Source organism: Candidatus Enterococcus courvalinii (assembly GCF_017315945.1).
In the GTDB taxonomy this organism is placed as follows: domain Bacteria; phylum Bacillota; class Bacilli; order Lactobacillales; family Enterococcaceae; genus Enterococcus_B; species Enterococcus_B courvalinii.
Genome location: NZ_JAFLWI010000007.1, coordinates 58,445 through 75,393 on the forward strand (window position 1 = coordinate 58,445; position 16,949 = coordinate 75,393).

Genomic DNA, 16,949 nt, shown 5'->3' on the forward strand with positions numbered 1-16,949 from the left:
CATGACCAAATTCCTAGAAACATACTTACCAAATGCTTCTGCGATTCCTGATGAATTTATTGAAGCAACAAAGCAGACACTGTATATGTCATTTTGGACGGCATTAATTTCTGGAATTATTGGGATCACGCTAGGTGTGATCCTAGTTGTGACTCGACCAAATGGGTTATTAGCACATCGGTTATTTTATGAAATTTTAGATAAAGCGATCAACGTTATTCGTTCGATTCCGTTTATTATTTTATTGTCTCTTTTAGCACTTACGACTCGCTTTTTAGTTGGAACGACAATTGGTGCGAAAGCAGCATTGGTTCCACTAATCGTTGGTGTTGTACCATTTTTTGCTAGGCAAATTGAAAATGCTTTGTTAGAGGTTGATTCTGGGGTAATCGAGGCTGCGGAGTCAATGGGAACGAGCCCGTTTGGAATCATCGTGCGTGTTTATTTATTAGAAGGTTTACCAGGAATTGTCAGAGTATCTGCTTTGACGATTATCAATGTTATTGGATTGACCACGATGGCAGGTGCGGTTGGTGCCGGAGGACTAGGCAATTTAGCCATTTCTCGAGGGTATAATCGATTCCAAACAGATGTCACGATTGTTGCGACCTTATTGATTTTGCTTTTGGTATTTTTAAGTCAATTTATTAGTAATCAAGTTATTAAAAAAATTAGTCATTAATTGGAGGAAAAAGAGATGAAAAAAATTATTCGTTTAGTAGCAGTTGCACTTATTGCCGTGGTTTGGTTAGCAGGGTGTAGTAAAGGATCAGCTGAAACCACTGATAAATCAAAGGAAACAACAGTTAAGCTAGGTGTGATTGGCGAAGACACCGATGTTTGGGATGACGTGAAAGATCGCTTGAAAAAAGAAAATATCAATTTGGAATATGTTAAGTTTACCGACTATAACCAACCAAATGCAGCATTAGCAGATGGATCAGTCGATCTGAATGCTTTTCAACATCAATTCTTTTTAGATAACTATAATGAAGAGCATGGAACAGATTTAGTTTCGATTGGAAATACAGTCAATGCACCATTAGGTATTTACTCAAATTCACTCAAAAAAATAACAGAATTGAAAGATGGCGCAAAGGTTGCTATTCCCAATGATGTGACCAACGGTGGTCGTGCATTATTGTTATTACAAACGGCTGGTTTAATCAAAGTAGATGACTCAAAAGGACCAGCACCAACTGTTTCTGATATTACTGAAAACAAAAAAAATCTAGTGATTTCTGAACTAGATGCTTCACAAACAGCACGTGCATTATCTGATGTAGATATTTCTGTCATCAATAGTGGTGTCGCAGTCGATGCAGGATTTAATCCAACGAGTGATGCTATTTTCTTAGAACCTGTTGATGAAAATGCCCGTCCTTATGTCAATATCATTGTTGCAAGAAAAGAAGATGAAAAAAATAAAACATATCAAAAAATTGTCGATGCGTACCAGACAGAAGATACAGCTAAAGTAATCGAAAAAACATCAAAAGGTTCAAGTGTTCCTGCATGGGAAACATTTGGACGTAAATAAATCAGCCAAAACTAAGGGAGGAATTTTTTATGAGTACAACACAAACGACAACATCTGTAAAAGAATTTATTACTGAAAGATTACCAGAATATCAAGAGCTCGCCTTAACGATCCACGATCATCCAGAAGTCAGTAACTATGAATTTTTCTCCTCAGAGGCGTTGATTAAACAACTGGAAAAAGAAGGATTTACTGTTGAAAAAGAAGTCGCAGGTCATCGAACAGGTTTTGATGCTCGCTATGCTTCAGGAAAACCTGGTCCAACCCTTGCTTTTTTAGCCGAATTTGACGCATTACCAGGCATTGGTCACGCATGTGGACACAACTTATTTGGAACGTATTCAGTATTAGCGGCTAGCGCAGTAAAAGAATGGATCAATGAATTTGGCGGAGAGATTCGAGTCTATGGGACGCCTGGTGAGGAAGGCGGCGAAAATGGCTCAGCGAAAGGAAGTTTTGTTCGGGAAGGATTTTTTGAAGATGTGGATGCAGCGCTTTGTGTTCATCCAGCCTATCGTTATGGAAAAACTACAGAATCTTTAGCAAATGATCCAGTTGATATCAAATTTTACGGGGTTGCTTCCCATGCTGCAGGAGCACCGGAAAAAGGGATCAATGCACTTGAAGCGTTGATTCAAGTGTTCAATGGGATCAACGGCTTAAGGTTACATTTACCAAAAGATGTCAATATTCATGGCATTATTACAGACGGTGGAGTTGCTGCTAATGTTGTACCTGAATATGCAGCTGGACGTTTCTATTTGCGAGCAGCTAACCGTGAAACGTTGAATGAAGTTTATCAAAAAGTTGAAAATATCGTGAAAGGTGCGGCACTCAGCACTGGAACTTCTTATGAATTTGGATTGTTCCAAAATGCAGTAGATGATGTGGTGGTTACGCCATCGTTTGATGCTCTCTTTTTTGATCATCTTCAAGAATTGGGGATTCCAGAAGAAGAAATTGAAACACAACAACGTACAAGTTTAGGTTCATCTGATGTTGGAAATGTTAGTCAGGTGATCCCGACAATTCAACCAACTGTCTCCATCTCTGATGCGTATATTGCAGGGCATTCAACTGAATTCAAAGCAGCAGCAAGAAGTGAAAAAGGATTAGCATCAATTGCGATTGCAGCAGAACTTTTAGCGAAGACAGCACTTGATTTGCTTCAACAACCAGAAACATTAGCTACTATCAAAAAAGAGCATCAAGAACAGCTTGCGAAGAAGAAAAAACAGGGCTCTTCTTTCTAAAATGTTATCTTTTATTTTGAGTGAAGAAAAATAAATCAGATTTTTTTGTTGACAAATTTTTCTTGAGGATGTAAACTTCATGAAAGTCATCTTTTCAACAGTAGTAACAGAGGTGTTTTGTTCAGAAAGTCGGTGGTTGCTGCGAACCGATCAAGCCTTGTTAACGAATTACATGAAAAGTTCAAACAATAAAATATGTTATTTAAAGTGAAAAACAGATCTGTTTTTAATTAAGGTGGTACCGCGGAGCAATTCGTCCTTAGTTGAAAACGGGTCTTTTTATTTTTAGCCAGAGGAGGAAGCCAAAATGAATTGTGGCGGGATGATTCGATATTATTTCTTTTTTAGTACCTAATATTTTTAACTAAAAAAGGAGAAATTATCATGGAGAAAAAAGCAAATCCGAGTTTTGTAGAAGCAACATTAGTATTAGCAGTCGTCGTATTGAGCATTGCAGTTGGGGTAGTGGGATTGAAAATCTCACCAAATATTGCCATTTTAGCAGCTATCGGGATGGTCATGATTTACTCTGTTGTAAAGAAATACCCTTCAGAATGGTTGCATGAGGGAATTATTAATGGAATCAAGCCAGGAATTATTCCAATTTTTATTTTTATTTTAGTTGGTTCATTGATCGCAGTTTGGATTCAAGCGGGAATTATCCCAACCTTGATGGTGATTGGGTTTGATTTGATCAGTGTTCAATGGTTTGTCCCATCTGTCTTTGTCGTTTGTGCGATCGTAGGGAGTGCAGTTGGTAGTGCTTTTACAGTTATGTCAACGATTGGTATTGCCTTTTTCGGTATCGGAACAACGCTAGGTCTAAGTCCAGCTTTAGTCGTGGGAGCCATTGTTTCTGGTTCTGTCTTTGGAGATAAGATGTCCCCATTGTCAGAGTCAACGAACTTGGCAGCAGCGATTGTCGATGCAGATTTATTTAAACATATCAAACATATGATGTGGTCAACTGTTCCGGCATTCGTACTTTCGTTTTTCTTATTCATGTTCTTGGGACACACGGATAAAGGTGCAAGTCTTTCAGCTATCCATGAAGTCACAGCTACGCTGGAAGCTAATTTTACAATTTCATTTTGGTCATTGATTCCACTTGTTTTAATGTTAGTATGTGCTTGGCGCAAGGTACCAGCCATCTTAACCATTTTATTGAATATTGCTGTAGCAGTAGGAATGATTTTTATTCAAAATCCACAAACATCTGTGAATCAATTAGCTTCTGTAATTGAATCAGGATTTGTGGCAAATACTGGGAATGAGCAAATTGATGCGTTACTAAGCCGCGGAGGGATCGAAAGTATGATGCCGACCGTTGCATTGATCATCTTGACCTTATCACTTGGTGGTTTGTTAATTGAATTTGGGTTGATTTCAACTGTGATGGATGTTGTTTCTAAGCGAATGACCAGCACACCAAAATTGATTTTTACAACATTGTTAACAAGTATTGGAGTCAATGTTTTCATTGGTGAACAATTCTTATCAGTTATTTTGCCAGGGAATGCGTTTAAAGATACCTTCAAAAAAGCTGGACTTGACCCAACTGTTCTAGGACGAACACTGGAAGATGGTGGAACAGTTATTAACTACTTGGTTCCTTGGGGGATTGCGGGTAGTTTCGTAGCAAGCACGTTTGGTGTTCCAACGTTAACGTACCTACCATTTGTTTTCTTTAGTTTATTATCGCCAGTCTTTTCAATGGTGAGTGCGTTTACTGGTTTAGGCATTTCAAAAATTGAACCAGAAGATGAGTCAGAATTAGTTTCTGAATAAGAGCGGCATATTTAAAAAACAGGAAGAAATAGGCCGTGAAAAATAAGATTAGAGGGTAAAATCAAAAGAGGTTGATTTTACCCTCTAATTATCTAGTAAGGTTTGGCTCCGATTGATTAGCTTCAAGCAATAAGGAACAACTTTATAAAAATAGTCTCTCATCTATTGATGCAAGTAAAACTTATTGCGAGAAGTTGTTTCTTGAACACCACCCATTAGAAAAAGGAAGGTATGACAAAAGGTTTGTCCTACCTTCCTTTTTGTTAGGATTTATCAGATAAGGCTAAAGGCTCCTTTGGTTTTCGATAGCTAAAGAAAATAATTAAGTAAAGTAAAGCAGTCAATAAAGTAACACCAAGTATATTGGTCATTAGGATACCAATGAAGATTAACGACAATGCAACTAACGCAAAAAAATTGAGACTTTTATCGAACAAAGTACCTTTCTTTAGTGAAAGAGCAAAAGCAGCAGAAACAATCATCAGCCAAATGACTAATACGGTATAAGAAAGTGAGCCCGCTAGATAACCAAATAACTCATCACCAACAAAGTAAGAAAGGATGACACCAAGGTAAAGAACACTGGTACAAAAGAACACTGAACGTTGAGGTACTTGATGTTTATTTAAGACCGCAAATGTTTTTGCAGCGCCTTTTTTGTCTTTCAATCGGAAAAACAGTGTACGTGAAGCCGCGTAGACGCCTGAATTGATAGAAGAAAACAAAGCTAGAACGATGACGAAATTGACAATGTCCGCAGCAAATGGAATATTCATTTTTTCAAAAACCATTACGAAAGGACTCACGTTACTATTAGCAAGTGTGTTCCAAGGGAAAATGATCAACAGTAAAAATAAAGGAATAATATAGAAGGAAACGATTCGACCCATCACACCTTTGACCGCTTTTGGGATGGCTTTTTTAGGGTCGTCTGCTTCACTAACCGTAATAGCAATCAATTCAGAACCACCGTAAGAATAAATCACGACTAATAAAGAACTAATGACCCCTTTCATTCCCTGTGGAGTAAAGCCACCGTGGTTCGTCATTTGTTGTAGAGTGGGGAAAACGCCATGTCCAAACATCTGTTGTCCAACTAAATAAAGACCAAAAAGAATGAGTGCAATAATGACACTGATTTTAGCAAAAGCTAACCAATATTCTGTTTCAGCAAAAAGTCGCACAGAATAAAGATTAATCAATGTTGTGAGAAACGCTAAAAGCAATACGAAAATCCAAGCAGGGACATTAGGAAACCAAAGTTGTAAAAAAGATGCTGCTGCTACAGCTTCTGCAATAATATTGATCATCCATAGTGACCAGTATACCCAGTCAATAAAGTCGGCAGAGTGATCACCAAGATAAGGGCGGATCAATCCAGACAAACCATGTTGGTTCTCGCCATCTAAGACAAGTTTTCCTAAACCAGTCATAACAATAAATAAAACAATTCCACCAATAGCAAATGCTAGTAAAACGGAAGGACCTGCGATGCTGATTGCTTCACCACTTCCCTTAAATAAACCTGCACCAATCGCGCCACCTAATGCCAGCATTGTAATATGACGTGAACTCATTTGTTTTTTTAGTTTTGTATTTTCCATAAAACAACCTCTTTTCTATACATATTTCATGAATGAAAAATAACGTTGCTTAATAATACCAAATATTCTGACAATTTCAACTATTCTAAAAATTTCTTTGGATACTTTAATCAAATCATCATAAAATTAAAAGATAAAAACGAAAAGAATTGATAAACGAGAGATTAATTTTATCAATTCAGAGCATAATATTCGCTTTTCTATTTCTATAAGAGCTATGATTAGGAAAATTCTTTATGGAAAGTGAGGAGAATGAAATGGCTGACAATCATGAAATTTTACTTGTTGCGAAAGACAAAAACTTATATTTTTTTCCCTTCATCGACTCATTTGAAGTGATTTCTGGGAAAGAGCTATTTGATGAACAGTTCCTGCAACTAAATGCTGCTAAATTTCGCCAATACCAACTGATTATTTTTTTGGATTTTGGATTTGAGGTAGCGATGGCTGTGCAAGTTCGTCCATTGACACGTGCAAAAATTGTCGTCTTTTTTTGGAATCACTTTAAAGAGGAACATTATGAATTATTGAGGCAAATACAAAATGAATCAGCAATTGATGAAGTCTATCATTTTGATGCGTTGGAAGCACATACGTTAGGTTTAAAACATAACAGCTCTTTTTACTCTGCAAATGTCCAATTACCGGAGGAACGAAGCACAACAGATTTATTCTTTGGCGCGACTGACAATGGTCGAAAGGAAATTGCAAAACAGTATCAAGAAGAATTTTCGTCAAGAGGTGTGACTACTAATTATTTTATTTTACCGTTGAGAGGTAACGAACAAGCTGGTTATTTAAGTTATTCGGAATATTTGAGATTAGTGGCAAAAAGCCGAGGAATTTTAGAATTGTTGCGTGCAGGACAACAGGGTGTGACATTGCGAACGTTTGAATCCATGTACTTCCAGAAGAAATTAGTGACTGGAAACGATGTGATTTTTGATTATCAATGCTATCATCCAGATAATATCTTTTTATTGTCGCAACGGTCGTTGGATGAGCTACCCGCATTCCTTAATCAAGCTTATCAACCAATTGCGCCAGAAATTCTTGATTTCTTTGATGCGCCAAACTGGGCACAGCGTTTCTTAACTATTGATGAATCACTTTTTGAGCGTTACGAGTACCGAGCAAATTTGTTGGCAAGATTGAAAAAGTAAGGGCAATTAAATAGATACACTAAAAAGAGCGTAAGCCACTTGGTTTACGCTCTTTTTTCTATTTTGCTCCCAAAAGACCTTCTTTTGCATGAACGAGTTGCGTTAAGAAAGCACAATAGGGTGTTTGTATACCATATTTTTGTCCTTTACGCCAAACAGCGCCGTTAATGTAGTCGATTTCGGTCAGACGGTGATTTTTGATTAAATCTTGATACATTGAAGGATAATGAAGACCGATATTTGTAGGATCATAAGTTGCTGCAATGTGCTCGTTGACTTCTGGTTGGTCAAGTTGAATGCCTTCTTCAGCGGCAACAGCGGCAAATTCTGCTACAATCGTTTCAACGATCGCATTTGCGACAGGTTGTTCCCCAAAGCCAGCGATGTTGCAGTCTAAAATCGTGCATAAGCCATTTAACGTACCGTTGACACAAGCTTTACGCCAAATCGAATAACGAACATTTCGGCTATAAACAGGATTCAAGTTTGCTTCGTCAAAAATGTGAACGACTTCATGTGCAAACGCTTCGCCTTCAGGTTCAAGGTTTTCTAATTCGATTTCACCATTTCCTAATAAAGTTACTTTTCCTGGTCCATCCAACCCGGCAGTCCACATCGTGATACCAAATAAAATATTTTTCTTAGGTACATATTTTTCTAACACGTCTTCATGTCCTAAGCCATTCAATAAACAAAGAACGTGAGTTTTTTCAGTAATGATTGATTGAATGGCATGAAACATGCCATCTAATTGATTTGCTTTGGTTAAAGCAACGATCAAATCGACTTGTGTGTGACTTTCAATCATTTCTTCAGGTGAATAAATAGGAATTTTGGCAACAATTTCTTCTCCATTGAAGTCTGCAACCAAACCATTTTTGCGAATAGCCTCAATATGTGCGGGCCAACGATCAATCAAAATCACGTCATTCCCACTTTGATGAAGCATTAATCCGATCCGGCTACCCATAGCGCCTGCACCAGCGATAGCAATTTTCATGTCAATTCTCTCCTTTGAAATTTGTTTCTTAAACAGTTCTATTCTAGTATATAGAAAAAGTGTCAAAATTAGGATTGTTTTGTTTGATAAAAACGAATAAAAGTGTCTAACTAAAAGAAAGAGGAACTAAAAATAGTACATTAGGAGGCGAAAGAAATGAACATTTTAGTTGCAATTGATTCATTTAAGGGAAGCGCAACTTCATTTGAATTAAATCAAGCAGTTGCTCGAGGTTGGCAAACTGTTCAGTCAACTGACCAGTTGGTAAACGTCCCTATTGCAGATGGCGGAGAAGGAACAGCGCAGGCTTTGTTCCACGCGCTAGGTGGAAAATGGCAAAATTTCTCTGGAATCGATTTGTTATTTAGAAAACATGAAAGTCACTATTTGATTACACAGTGGCAAGGGAAAAAAATCGCAGTGATTGAGTCAGCTGAAGTAATTGGCATTGATTTATTGGAACATGTAACCAATCAAACGATTCAGTTAGCTTCCAGCTTTGCATTAGGAGAATTGATTAAGGACGCACTAGCGCAACAAGTCGATGAAATAATTGTTACGCTAGGTGGCAGTGGCTGTTCGGACGGTGGGTTGGGTTTACTGCAATCTTTAGGTGCAAAGCTGGAAGGTGTAACGGATGGTAACCCATTGCTTACAACGAAAAAAGTCGATCTTCAAGCAAGTAAAACACGCTTTTCCCATACAAAATTACGAATTGCTGCGGATGTAACTAGTCCATATACCGGTGAATATGGAGCAGCAAGATTATTCGGAAAACAAAAAGGAGCGTCATCTGAAACAATTGAATTTTTAGATAAACAGGCAAAAAAACTAGCGGAACAATGGTCCAAGGAATATCAAATTGACCTTGAAAAAATTCCAGGAAGCGGGGCAGCTGGCGGTATAGGTGGTGCGTTATTTTTACTTGGGGCACAGATGATTAATGGTTTTGAATTAGTGAGTCAAATGATTGGACTAGAAGAAAAAGTAAAACAGGCAGATTTGATTGTGACGGGTGAAGGGAAAATTGATCAACAGACAATTCATGGAAAGGTTCCTTATGGTGTAGCCGTGTTAGCAAAAAAATACGATAAACCGATTGTTGCTTTTTGTGGTAGTCGCCAGCCGAATCTAGGTGAATTAACTAACTATTTGCCAGCTGTTTTTAGTATTCAATTAGGAACAATTCGGTTACGTGAAGCAATGGAATATGAGCGAACGATGGAAAATATTGCTATTTTGGCAGGAAATATTTGTCAACTTATCCGACGTTAATTTTTTTGATTGACAAAAATTTCAACTCTGTGTTAACGTAGAAGACAAATAAACCAAAGTGAGGGATCCGTGCATTGAAAAAATAAGTCAATTGATTGAAGCTGCATTCAGACTGTACCTTGAAAAGACAAGGGAGCAGTGTGCAGATTTTCAGGATTGGCTAGTTTTCAATGGAGGGTCTTTTTTTGTGCCCATACCTTTGTGACCAGTTCTGAGAATAGGACTGGTCTTTTTTTACGAGGTGAATGATTGATGTCTAAAATTGAAATAAAACAACTGACTTTTGGTTATGATAACCAAGAAACAACTATTTTTAATGAAGCAAACTTAAACTTTGATACACAATGGAAATTAGGATTGATTGGCCGAAATGGACGTGGTAAAACAACGCTCTTAACGATTTTACAAAACAAATTACCTTATCAAGGACAAATCATTCATCAACAAGAATTTGTCTATTTTCCGCAAAAAACACAAGATACTAGTCGCTTAACTTATTATGTCTTGAATGATGTGACTGACTTTGAGATTTGGGAAATTGAACGAGAATTGAATTTGATGGGAACAAATCCGGAAATATTATGGCGTCCATTTGATACTCTTTCTGGCGGAGAAAAAACAAAAGTTTTATTGGCATTGTTATTTGTAGATGAAACGCATTTTCCTTTGATTGATGAACCAACGAATCATTTAGATTTAGCCGGTCGGCAACAAGTAGCAAAATACTTGAAGAAGAAACATCAAGGATTTATTGTGGTTAGTCATGATCGAACGTTTATTGACGAAGTAGTGGATCATGTATTGGCAATTGAAAAAACACAGTTAGAGCTCTATCAAGGAAACTTTACTGTTTACGAAGAACAAAAACGCCTTCGTGATGAATTTGAATTGGCACAGAATGAAAAAATAAAAAAAGAAGTTAGTCGATTGAAAAAAACAGCGGCAGAAAAAGCAGAATGGTCTCGTTCACGTGAAGGCGATAAAACGAAGAAGCGTGTTGGATTTGTTGATACGGAAGATCGCCGAAAAAATCTTGGAGCAATTGGTGCAGATGCTGCTCGAACAATGAAACGTTCAAAGGCAATCGTCAATCGAATGGAAACCCAGATTGGTGAAAAAGAAAAATTGTTAAAAGATATTGAATATATCGATGCGTTGACAATGAATTATCAGCCTTCCTATCATAAGCGTTTGTTGAGTGTTGAAGATTTGCAAGTGGGCTATGAGTCACCATTGTTTGAAAAAATTAGTTTTGCGGTTGAGCAGGGGGAACGAGTTGCATTAGCAGGACCAAATGGTGCTGGAAAGTCTTCAGTAATTTACTACTTACTCAATCAATTTCAAGGAATTACTGATGGGAAAGTGAGTTATCCTCAGAATCTCCGCATCAGTTATGTGCGCCAAAATTATGAAGATAATCGTGGAACACTTAGTGACTTTGCTGAAAAAAATCAAGTGGACTATCAAGCTTTCTTGAATAATTTACGAAAATTAGGTATGGAACGCGAAGTCTTTCATAATAAAATCGAACAAATGAGTATGGGCCAACGAAAAAAAGTTGAGCTAGCAAAATCGTTAGCGCAACCTGCTGAATTGTATATTTGGGATGAACCATTGAATTATTTAGATGTGTTCAATCAAGAACAACTAGAACAATTATTACTCACAGTAAAACCAGCAATGCTCTTTGTGGAACACGACCAAACTTTCTTGAAGAAAGTCGCGAATCAAGTGATTACTTTAACGCCACTCAACTAGTTCTTGCTTTCTTGAAAGGTGGACGTTATTGCTAGCTTTTGGTATGTTGTAGGTAGTTTGTAAAAATCAAAGACAAAGAGCAAAGGGAGTTTTATAAGATGTTATATGTAACTAGGCACGGAGAAACTACTTGGAATGTTCAAGGACTTGTTTGCGGGAGAGCAGATGTTCCTTTAACAGAAAAAGGAAGACAGCAAGCAAACGCATTAGCAGATAAAGTTGCCACACTAGAGGTACCAGTAACTAAAATCATTCATTCGCCGTTACAACGAGCAAAAGATACAGCACAAGCTGTTGCTGATAAAGTAGAGTTACCGTTGATAGCTGATGCACGTTTGATGGAAATGGATTTTGGTGCATATGATGGCATGCCTAGCAATGAAACGATATTTCAAGAAGCACGTTTAGAATTTGGGGTACGATTTCCGGAAGGTGAATCACTCTTTGATATGTACGCGCGTGTTGTGCCAGTTTTGCAAGAATGCCTAGCAGATGAAGAAAATACTTATTTGTTAGTCTGTCATAATGCGTTGATTCGGGCAATCAATGCGTATTTTACGCCAATGCCAAATGATAAATTTTTTGATTTCTTTGTGGAAAATACCGAATTATTATCCTATAACTAAATGAATGAAAATAGTGTGACAGAGAATAGTCACGCTATTTTTTTACCTATCTAAGAAATAAAATTTAATTATTTTTATAAAAGTATTGAAATTTCATTTCTTAAGCGTTATACTCTGTTCATAGAAATGAAGACGGATACATAAAGTGAGGGATGAACATGTTTGGGTTTTCAATATTTATGAATGAGCCATTAACTCCGCAAAAGAAAGCGTATATTCATAAAATGGCAACTAGCGGTTTTATTGGGATCTTTACTTCGATGCATATTCCAGAAGATGATGTCAGTGCTTATCAAGCACGTCTAAGAGAACTGGGGGAGGAAGCAAAAAAAAATCACCTAGAACTAATGGTGGATATTTCAGGTGATGCGTTGAAGCGAGCCGGATTTTCTTTCACTGATCTGACACCACTAAAAGAAATCGGTGTAACTGGCTTACGAATGGACTATGAATTATCTAATGAACAGATTGCTGATTGGTCACATCAGTTGAAAATTAGTTTAAATGCCAGCACAATCACACCAGAAGATATTAGCGAGTTAAAAAGTTATCAAGCGGATTTTTCTAATCTTGAAGCGTGGCACAATTACTATCCACGTCCAGAAACGGGCTTAGCTAAATCATGGTATCAAGAAAAAAATCAATGGTTAGCTGACCAAGGCTTTACAATTCAGGGATTTGTTGCTGGTGATACTGATTTACGAGGTCCTTTATATCAAGGGTTACCTACTTTAGAAAAACATCGTGGTGTGCATCCATTAGCAGCAGCTTTAGAGTTAGCTGAGTGCAAAACGGATTTGATTTACATTGGTGATGCAGGTTTATCAGAAAGCGTTCAACAACAATTTGCAACTTATCAAAATAAACAAATGATTTCATTACAAGTAGAAGTAATTGATGAAAAATTGAGTGCATTAGTCCTGGGAACTCACGTTAATCGCCAAGACGAAGCAAGAGATGTCATTCGAAGTGCTGACGCACGATTTAAGAAAATCCCACAAATTTTACCTAATCAAACAATTGAACGAACAGTCGGAAGCGTTACGATCGACAATGAGAATTATCTTCGTTACATGGGTGAGATTCAAGTAATCAAAAGAAATTTACCAGCAGATGAAAAAGTGAATGTTGTGGCTCAAGTGATTGCAGAAGACTTACCATTGATTCAACAGATTCATGCAGGTGTCAACTATCAACTAATTCGTAAAGAGGGAAGAAAAGATGAGCAAAATTAATTTAGAGAACTTAACAACAGAACGTAGAAACCAAGAAACATTTGGACTAGATGAGATGAGCGTAACCCAAGCGGTTGAGCTGATGAATCGCGAAGATCAAAAAGTCGCAGAAGCAGTTGCAAAAGAACTAGGAAGTATTGAACCAGTGATTGCCCACACGATCGACTCATTTAAAAAAGGTGGACGTTTGATTTATATGGGTGCAGGTACAAGTGGTCGTTTAGGTGTACTAGATGCAGCAGAATGTGTACCAACATTTGGTGTTGAGCCAGAAATGGTGATTGGCTTAATCGCAGGTGGTGAAGCAGCAATGACCGTGGCTGTTGAAGGTGCAGAAGATTCATTCGAGCTTGGCGAAGAAGACTTGATTCATTTAAACTTAACGAAAAATGACATGGTCATCGGGATTGCCGCAAGCGGACGCACACCTTATGTCATTGGCGGTTTAGATTATGCACGTTCAATTGGTGCAGTAACTGCAACGATTTCTTGCAATAAAAATGCTGAAATCAGTAAACATGCAGATTTCCCAATCGAAGTCGATGCTGGACCAGAATTTTTGACTGGATCAACGCGTCTGAAGTCTGGAACAGCCCAAAAATTGATTTTGAATATGATTTCAACAATTAGCATGATCGGTATTGGAAAAGTCTTTAATAATTTAATGGTCGACGTTAAACCAACCAACGAAAAATTAGTGGAACGTTCAAAACGAATCATCATGCAAGCAACAGAAGTTGACTATGAAACAGCTGCGCGATACTTTAATGAAGCGGAACAAAATGTTAAATTAGCAATCGTTATGATTTTGACAAATAGTGACAAAGAAACGGCACAGGACAAATTAGTTGAGGCAAATGGTTTTGTAAAAGGAACCTTATAAGGGGGAGCAACTGATGGCTAAAAATGAATTGACTTTAGAAGAATTAGCAAAACGTATTTATGAAGAATCTGGTGGAATGGACAATGTTGAAAGCATTGTCCACTGCATGACACGCGTACGAATGAAAATCAAAGATGATGAACTCGTTGACACAGAAAAATTAAAAGCGATTCCAGGTGTCTTAGGTGTTGTTGAAGATGAACAACTACAAGTAATCATCGGCCCTGGGAAAGTAAACAAAGTTGCTCAGCAAATGGTTGATCTTGCAGGTGTGAAACTAGGCGAAAAATTGCCGGAGCATGCTACGGCAGAACACTCAGCAAATTCAGGCAAAGATTTGGTGAATGAGCGAGCACAAGCAATGAAAGAAGCACAAAAATCAAAACAAAAACCATCGAAAATCAAATCAATCTTAAAAGATATTTCTAATATCTTTGTTCCAATGATTCCTGCTTTTGTTGGAACTGGGATTGTTGCGGGGATTGCTGCTGTATTGGCTAACTTAGTCACAGCAGGAAGTCTTGATGCAGCAACTTGGCAACAATATATCGATGTAATGAATATCCTGAAAAACGGAATGTTCAGTTACTTAGTCATCTACACAGGGATTAACGCAGCACAAGTTTTCGGTGCAACGCCAACTCTTGGTGGGGTAATTGGTGCTGTTGTGATGCTAACTGGAATGAATCCAGAAGCCCCATTGAAAAATTTATTTACTGGTGAAGCTTTGGCAGCAGGTCAAGGTGGAATTCTTGGCGTCATCTTTGCCGTTTGGTTACTTTCAATAGTAGAAAAGAAATTGCACAAAGTGGTACCAGATTCAATTGATATCATCGTGACACCAACGTTATCTCTGATCGCAATTGGTTTAGTGGAAATCTTCTTGATTATGCCATTGGCTGGTTTCATTTCAGACGGCATGGTTGGCGGAATCGATTGGGTATTAAATGTCGGGGGAGCATTTGCAGGGTTTGTTCTAGGAACATTATTCTTACCAATGGTTATGTTTGGGTTACATCAAATTTTGACACCAATCCATGTTCAAATGATTGATGAAACAGGTCGTACACTATTGCTTCCAATTCTTGCGATGGCAGGTGCCGGACAAGTTGGTGCAGCGTTAGCTTTATGGATTCGTTGTAAAAAAGATAAAGAATTAACAGAAATGATCAAAGGTGCTTTACCAGTTGGTATCTTAGGGATTGGTGAACCACTGATTTATGGTGTGACTTTACCACTTGGTCGTCCATTTATCACCGCATGTATTGGTGGAGGTATCGGTGGTGCAGTGATTGGAATGATTGGTAATGTTGGTGCGATTGCTATTGGCCCTTCAGGTGCGGCATTGATTCCATTAATTTCAGATGGTAAATGGTGGGGCTATGTTTTAGGTTTACTTGCAGCTTATGCAGGTGGATTTGTGGCAACATTCTTCTTTGGAATTCCGAAAGAACAATTAGAAAAAGAAGCATTAGTAGAAGAAACAAGTGACAACGCAACAACAAATGAAGTTGTATTGACAGCTGTTGCTGATGGAACAGTTTTATCATTAGAAGAAGCAAGTGATCCTGTCTTTGCACAAAAGATGATGGGTGAAGGATTTTTCGTTGAACCAACTAACGGTCAAATTTATTCTCCAGTTGCCGGCACAGTTCAATCTGTCTTCCCAACAAAACACGCAATTGGGATTACCACACAAAATGGAATCGAAGTATTACTTCATATGGGGATTAATACTGTTGATCTTGGTGGTACGCCTTTTGATGTGAAAGTGACAGAAGGACAAAAGGTTACGACTGATACATTGGTAGCAAATGCTGATCTTGATGCAATCAAAGCTGCTGGAAAAGAAACGTCGATGATGGTTCTTTTGACAAATATGGATCATGTGGAAAATTTTGTTCTGGAAAAAACGGGTGAAATGAAAGCTAAGACAGCTGTGATGGATGTGAAAACGGTGTAAGAAGGTTGTGGCGCTAAGCGGTCAGCTCCAAAAAAATAATGAGCAACTGACAGAAATAGCTTTTCATATTTTTGACCAGTTGTGAATTATTTCGAGGAGTTGCTTGGAGAACACCGTAGATAAGGTTGTGGCTCCAAGCAGTTCGCTCCAAAAAATAATTGAGAAGCTACTCAAATTTTTTAACCCGAACAAACGTACAGCAGTTCCAACAAGCAACAAAGAAAAGAATCGCCCAACGGCGCTTTCATAAGCGGTGTTGGGCGATTCTTTTTATCGTTAATTGGTTAAGTTTGTTACTTAATCAATGTTCTTCTAGTTTATTGATTTATTGATTGTCGATAAACACTTGTGTCAATGTTTGATAAATTTGTGCCACATCAGTTGGTGTGCCACGTAGTTCATAATCAGCCAAGAAAGGAAAGCCAAATTGTTGCGCGTATTGTTTCGCTGTTAAGCAATATTGGTTATTGAAATTTTTGTTGCCACTACCAACAACACCTAAACAATAGCGATAATTATTTTGAAATTCTAGATATTCACGCATCGTTTCAGTCAAAATTTCAGTATCACCATTATCAACTCCGTTCCCGCCTTCCAAATAAGTCGGAACAAATGTAAAGAAGGGTTCAGTTTCTTGTTCAAAATCACTATTTTCATGAATTTCTTTCAGCGTGATTTCAGGTAAAGTGTTATCTGTTTGATGTTGTTCTTTCGCATATTCCATCAAGTGACGAGCAAAAGCACGCGTATTACCAGAGATTGAGATATATAAAATGTTCATTTGAATTCCTCCTATTCGTCTGTTTAGTATAGCATGTTTTTCAGGGAACAGAAGGAAGAAAAAGGAGAATGTTTATGCGG

General features: G+C 37.8%; 14 protein-coding genes. 11 read left to right on the top strand and 3 right to left on the bottom strand.

Going from position 1 to position 16,949, the window contains the following annotated elements; translation table 11 throughout:
• The first annotated feature begins 1 nt into the window (after window position 1).
• The 4 genes from JZO71_RS06085 to nhaC all read left to right on the top strand — a co-directional run bounded on the left by JZO71_RS06085 (window position 2) and on the right by nhaC (window position 4,581).
• Complete coding sequence (locus JZO71_RS06085; protein WP_206898660.1) at window positions 2-682, top strand: methionine ABC transporter permease; 681 nt, start codon at window positions 2-4, stop codon at window positions 680-682.
• 15 nt (window positions 683-697) lie between these two features.
• Window positions 698-1,540 (top strand): MetQ/NlpA family ABC transporter substrate-binding protein, encoded by an 843-nt coding sequence (locus JZO71_RS06090; RefSeq protein ID WP_075491877.1) that lies wholly within the window; start codon window positions 698-700, stop codon window positions 1,538-1,540.
• Between the two features lie 29 nt (window positions 1,541-1,569).
• Window positions 1,570-2,793 (top strand): M20 family metallopeptidase, encoded by a 1,224-nt coding sequence (locus JZO71_RS06095; protein ID WP_206898661.1) that lies wholly within the window; start codon window positions 1,570-1,572, stop codon window positions 2,791-2,793.
• Between the two features lie 384 nt (window positions 2,794-3,177).
• Complete coding sequence (gene nhaC / locus JZO71_RS06100; protein ID WP_206898662.1) at window positions 3,178-4,581, top strand: Na+/H+ antiporter NhaC; 1,404 nt, start codon at window positions 3,178-3,180, stop codon at window positions 4,579-4,581.
• 263 nt (window positions 4,582-4,844) lie between these two features.
• Here the strand turns inward: nhaC and JZO71_RS06105 are convergent, their stop codons facing one another.
• A complete protein-coding gene (locus tag JZO71_RS06105) occupies window positions 4,845-6,185 on the bottom strand; it encodes an amino acid permease (RefSeq protein ID WP_206898663.1) in 1,341 nt (446 codons plus the stop codon).
• Between the two features lie 236 nt (window positions 6,186-6,421).
• On the opposite strand from JZO71_RS06105, the gene JZO71_RS06110 reads away from it, so the two are divergent.
• Window positions 6,422-7,348, top strand: coding sequence for a WaaS/CpsH family glycosyltransferase (locus JZO71_RS06110; protein WP_242590450.1), 927 nt, complete (start codon window positions 6,422-6,424; stop codon window positions 7,346-7,348).
• A gap of 58 nt (window positions 7,349-7,406) precedes the next feature.
• On the opposite strand, the gene JZO71_RS06115 is transcribed toward JZO71_RS06110, so the two are convergent.
• On the bottom strand, window positions 7,407-8,348 hold the full coding sequence (locus JZO71_RS06115) for a 2-dehydropantoate 2-reductase (RefSeq protein ID WP_206898664.1): 942 nt from the start codon (window positions 8,346-8,348) through the stop codon (window positions 7,407-7,409).
• A 156-nt stretch (window positions 8,349-8,504) separates the two neighbouring features.
• On the opposite strand from JZO71_RS06115, the gene JZO71_RS06120 reads away from it, so the two are divergent.
• The 6 genes from JZO71_RS06120 to JZO71_RS06145 all read left to right on the top strand — a co-directional run bounded on the left by JZO71_RS06120 (window position 8,505) and on the right by JZO71_RS06145 (window position 16,088).
• Window positions 8,505-9,623 carry a glycerate kinase gene (locus JZO71_RS06120; protein ID WP_206898665.1) on the top strand — a complete coding sequence of 373 codons (1,119 nt, stop codon included), beginning with the start codon at window positions 8,505-8,507 and terminating at the stop codon, window positions 9,621-9,623.
• Between the two features lie 252 nt (window positions 9,624-9,875).
• The gene (locus JZO71_RS06125) at window positions 9,876-11,381 is read left to right on the top strand and encodes an Lsa family ABC-F type ribosomal protection protein (RefSeq protein ID WP_206898666.1); all 1,506 of its coding nucleotides are present in this window, start codon (window positions 9,876-9,878) and stop codon (window positions 11,379-11,381) included.
• 98 nt (window positions 11,382-11,479) lie between these two features.
• Complete coding sequence (locus JZO71_RS06130; protein WP_206898667.1) at window positions 11,480-12,007, top strand: histidine phosphatase family protein; 528 nt, start codon at window positions 11,480-11,482, stop codon at window positions 12,005-12,007.
• Between the two features lie 158 nt (window positions 12,008-12,165).
• Window positions 12,166-13,242, top strand: a complete 1,077-nt coding sequence (locus JZO71_RS06135) for a DUF871 domain-containing protein (RefSeq protein WP_206898668.1) — start codon at window positions 12,166-12,168, stop codon at window positions 13,240-13,242.
• The gene (gene murQ, locus JZO71_RS06140) at window positions 13,229-14,125 is read left to right on the top strand and encodes an N-acetylmuramic acid 6-phosphate etherase (protein WP_206898669.1); all 897 of its coding nucleotides are present in this window, start codon (window positions 13,229-13,231) and stop codon (window positions 14,123-14,125) included. The genes JZO71_RS06135 and murQ overlap by 14 nt, the downstream gene beginning before the upstream one ends.
• A 13-nt stretch (window positions 14,126-14,138) precedes the next feature.
• Window positions 14,139-16,088 carry a glucose PTS transporter subunit IIA gene (locus tag JZO71_RS06145; RefSeq protein ID WP_206898670.1) on the top strand — a complete coding sequence of 650 codons (1,950 nt, stop codon included), beginning with the start codon at window positions 14,139-14,141 and terminating at the stop codon, window positions 16,086-16,088.
• Between the two features lie 325 nt (window positions 16,089-16,413).
• On the opposite strand, the gene nrdI is transcribed toward JZO71_RS06145, so the two are convergent.
• Complete coding sequence (gene nrdI, locus JZO71_RS06150) at window positions 16,414-16,869, bottom strand: class Ib ribonucleoside-diphosphate reductase assembly flavoprotein NrdI (RefSeq protein WP_206898671.1); 456 nt, start codon at window positions 16,867-16,869, stop codon at window positions 16,414-16,416.
• Window positions 16,870-16,949: the final 80 nt, after the last annotated feature.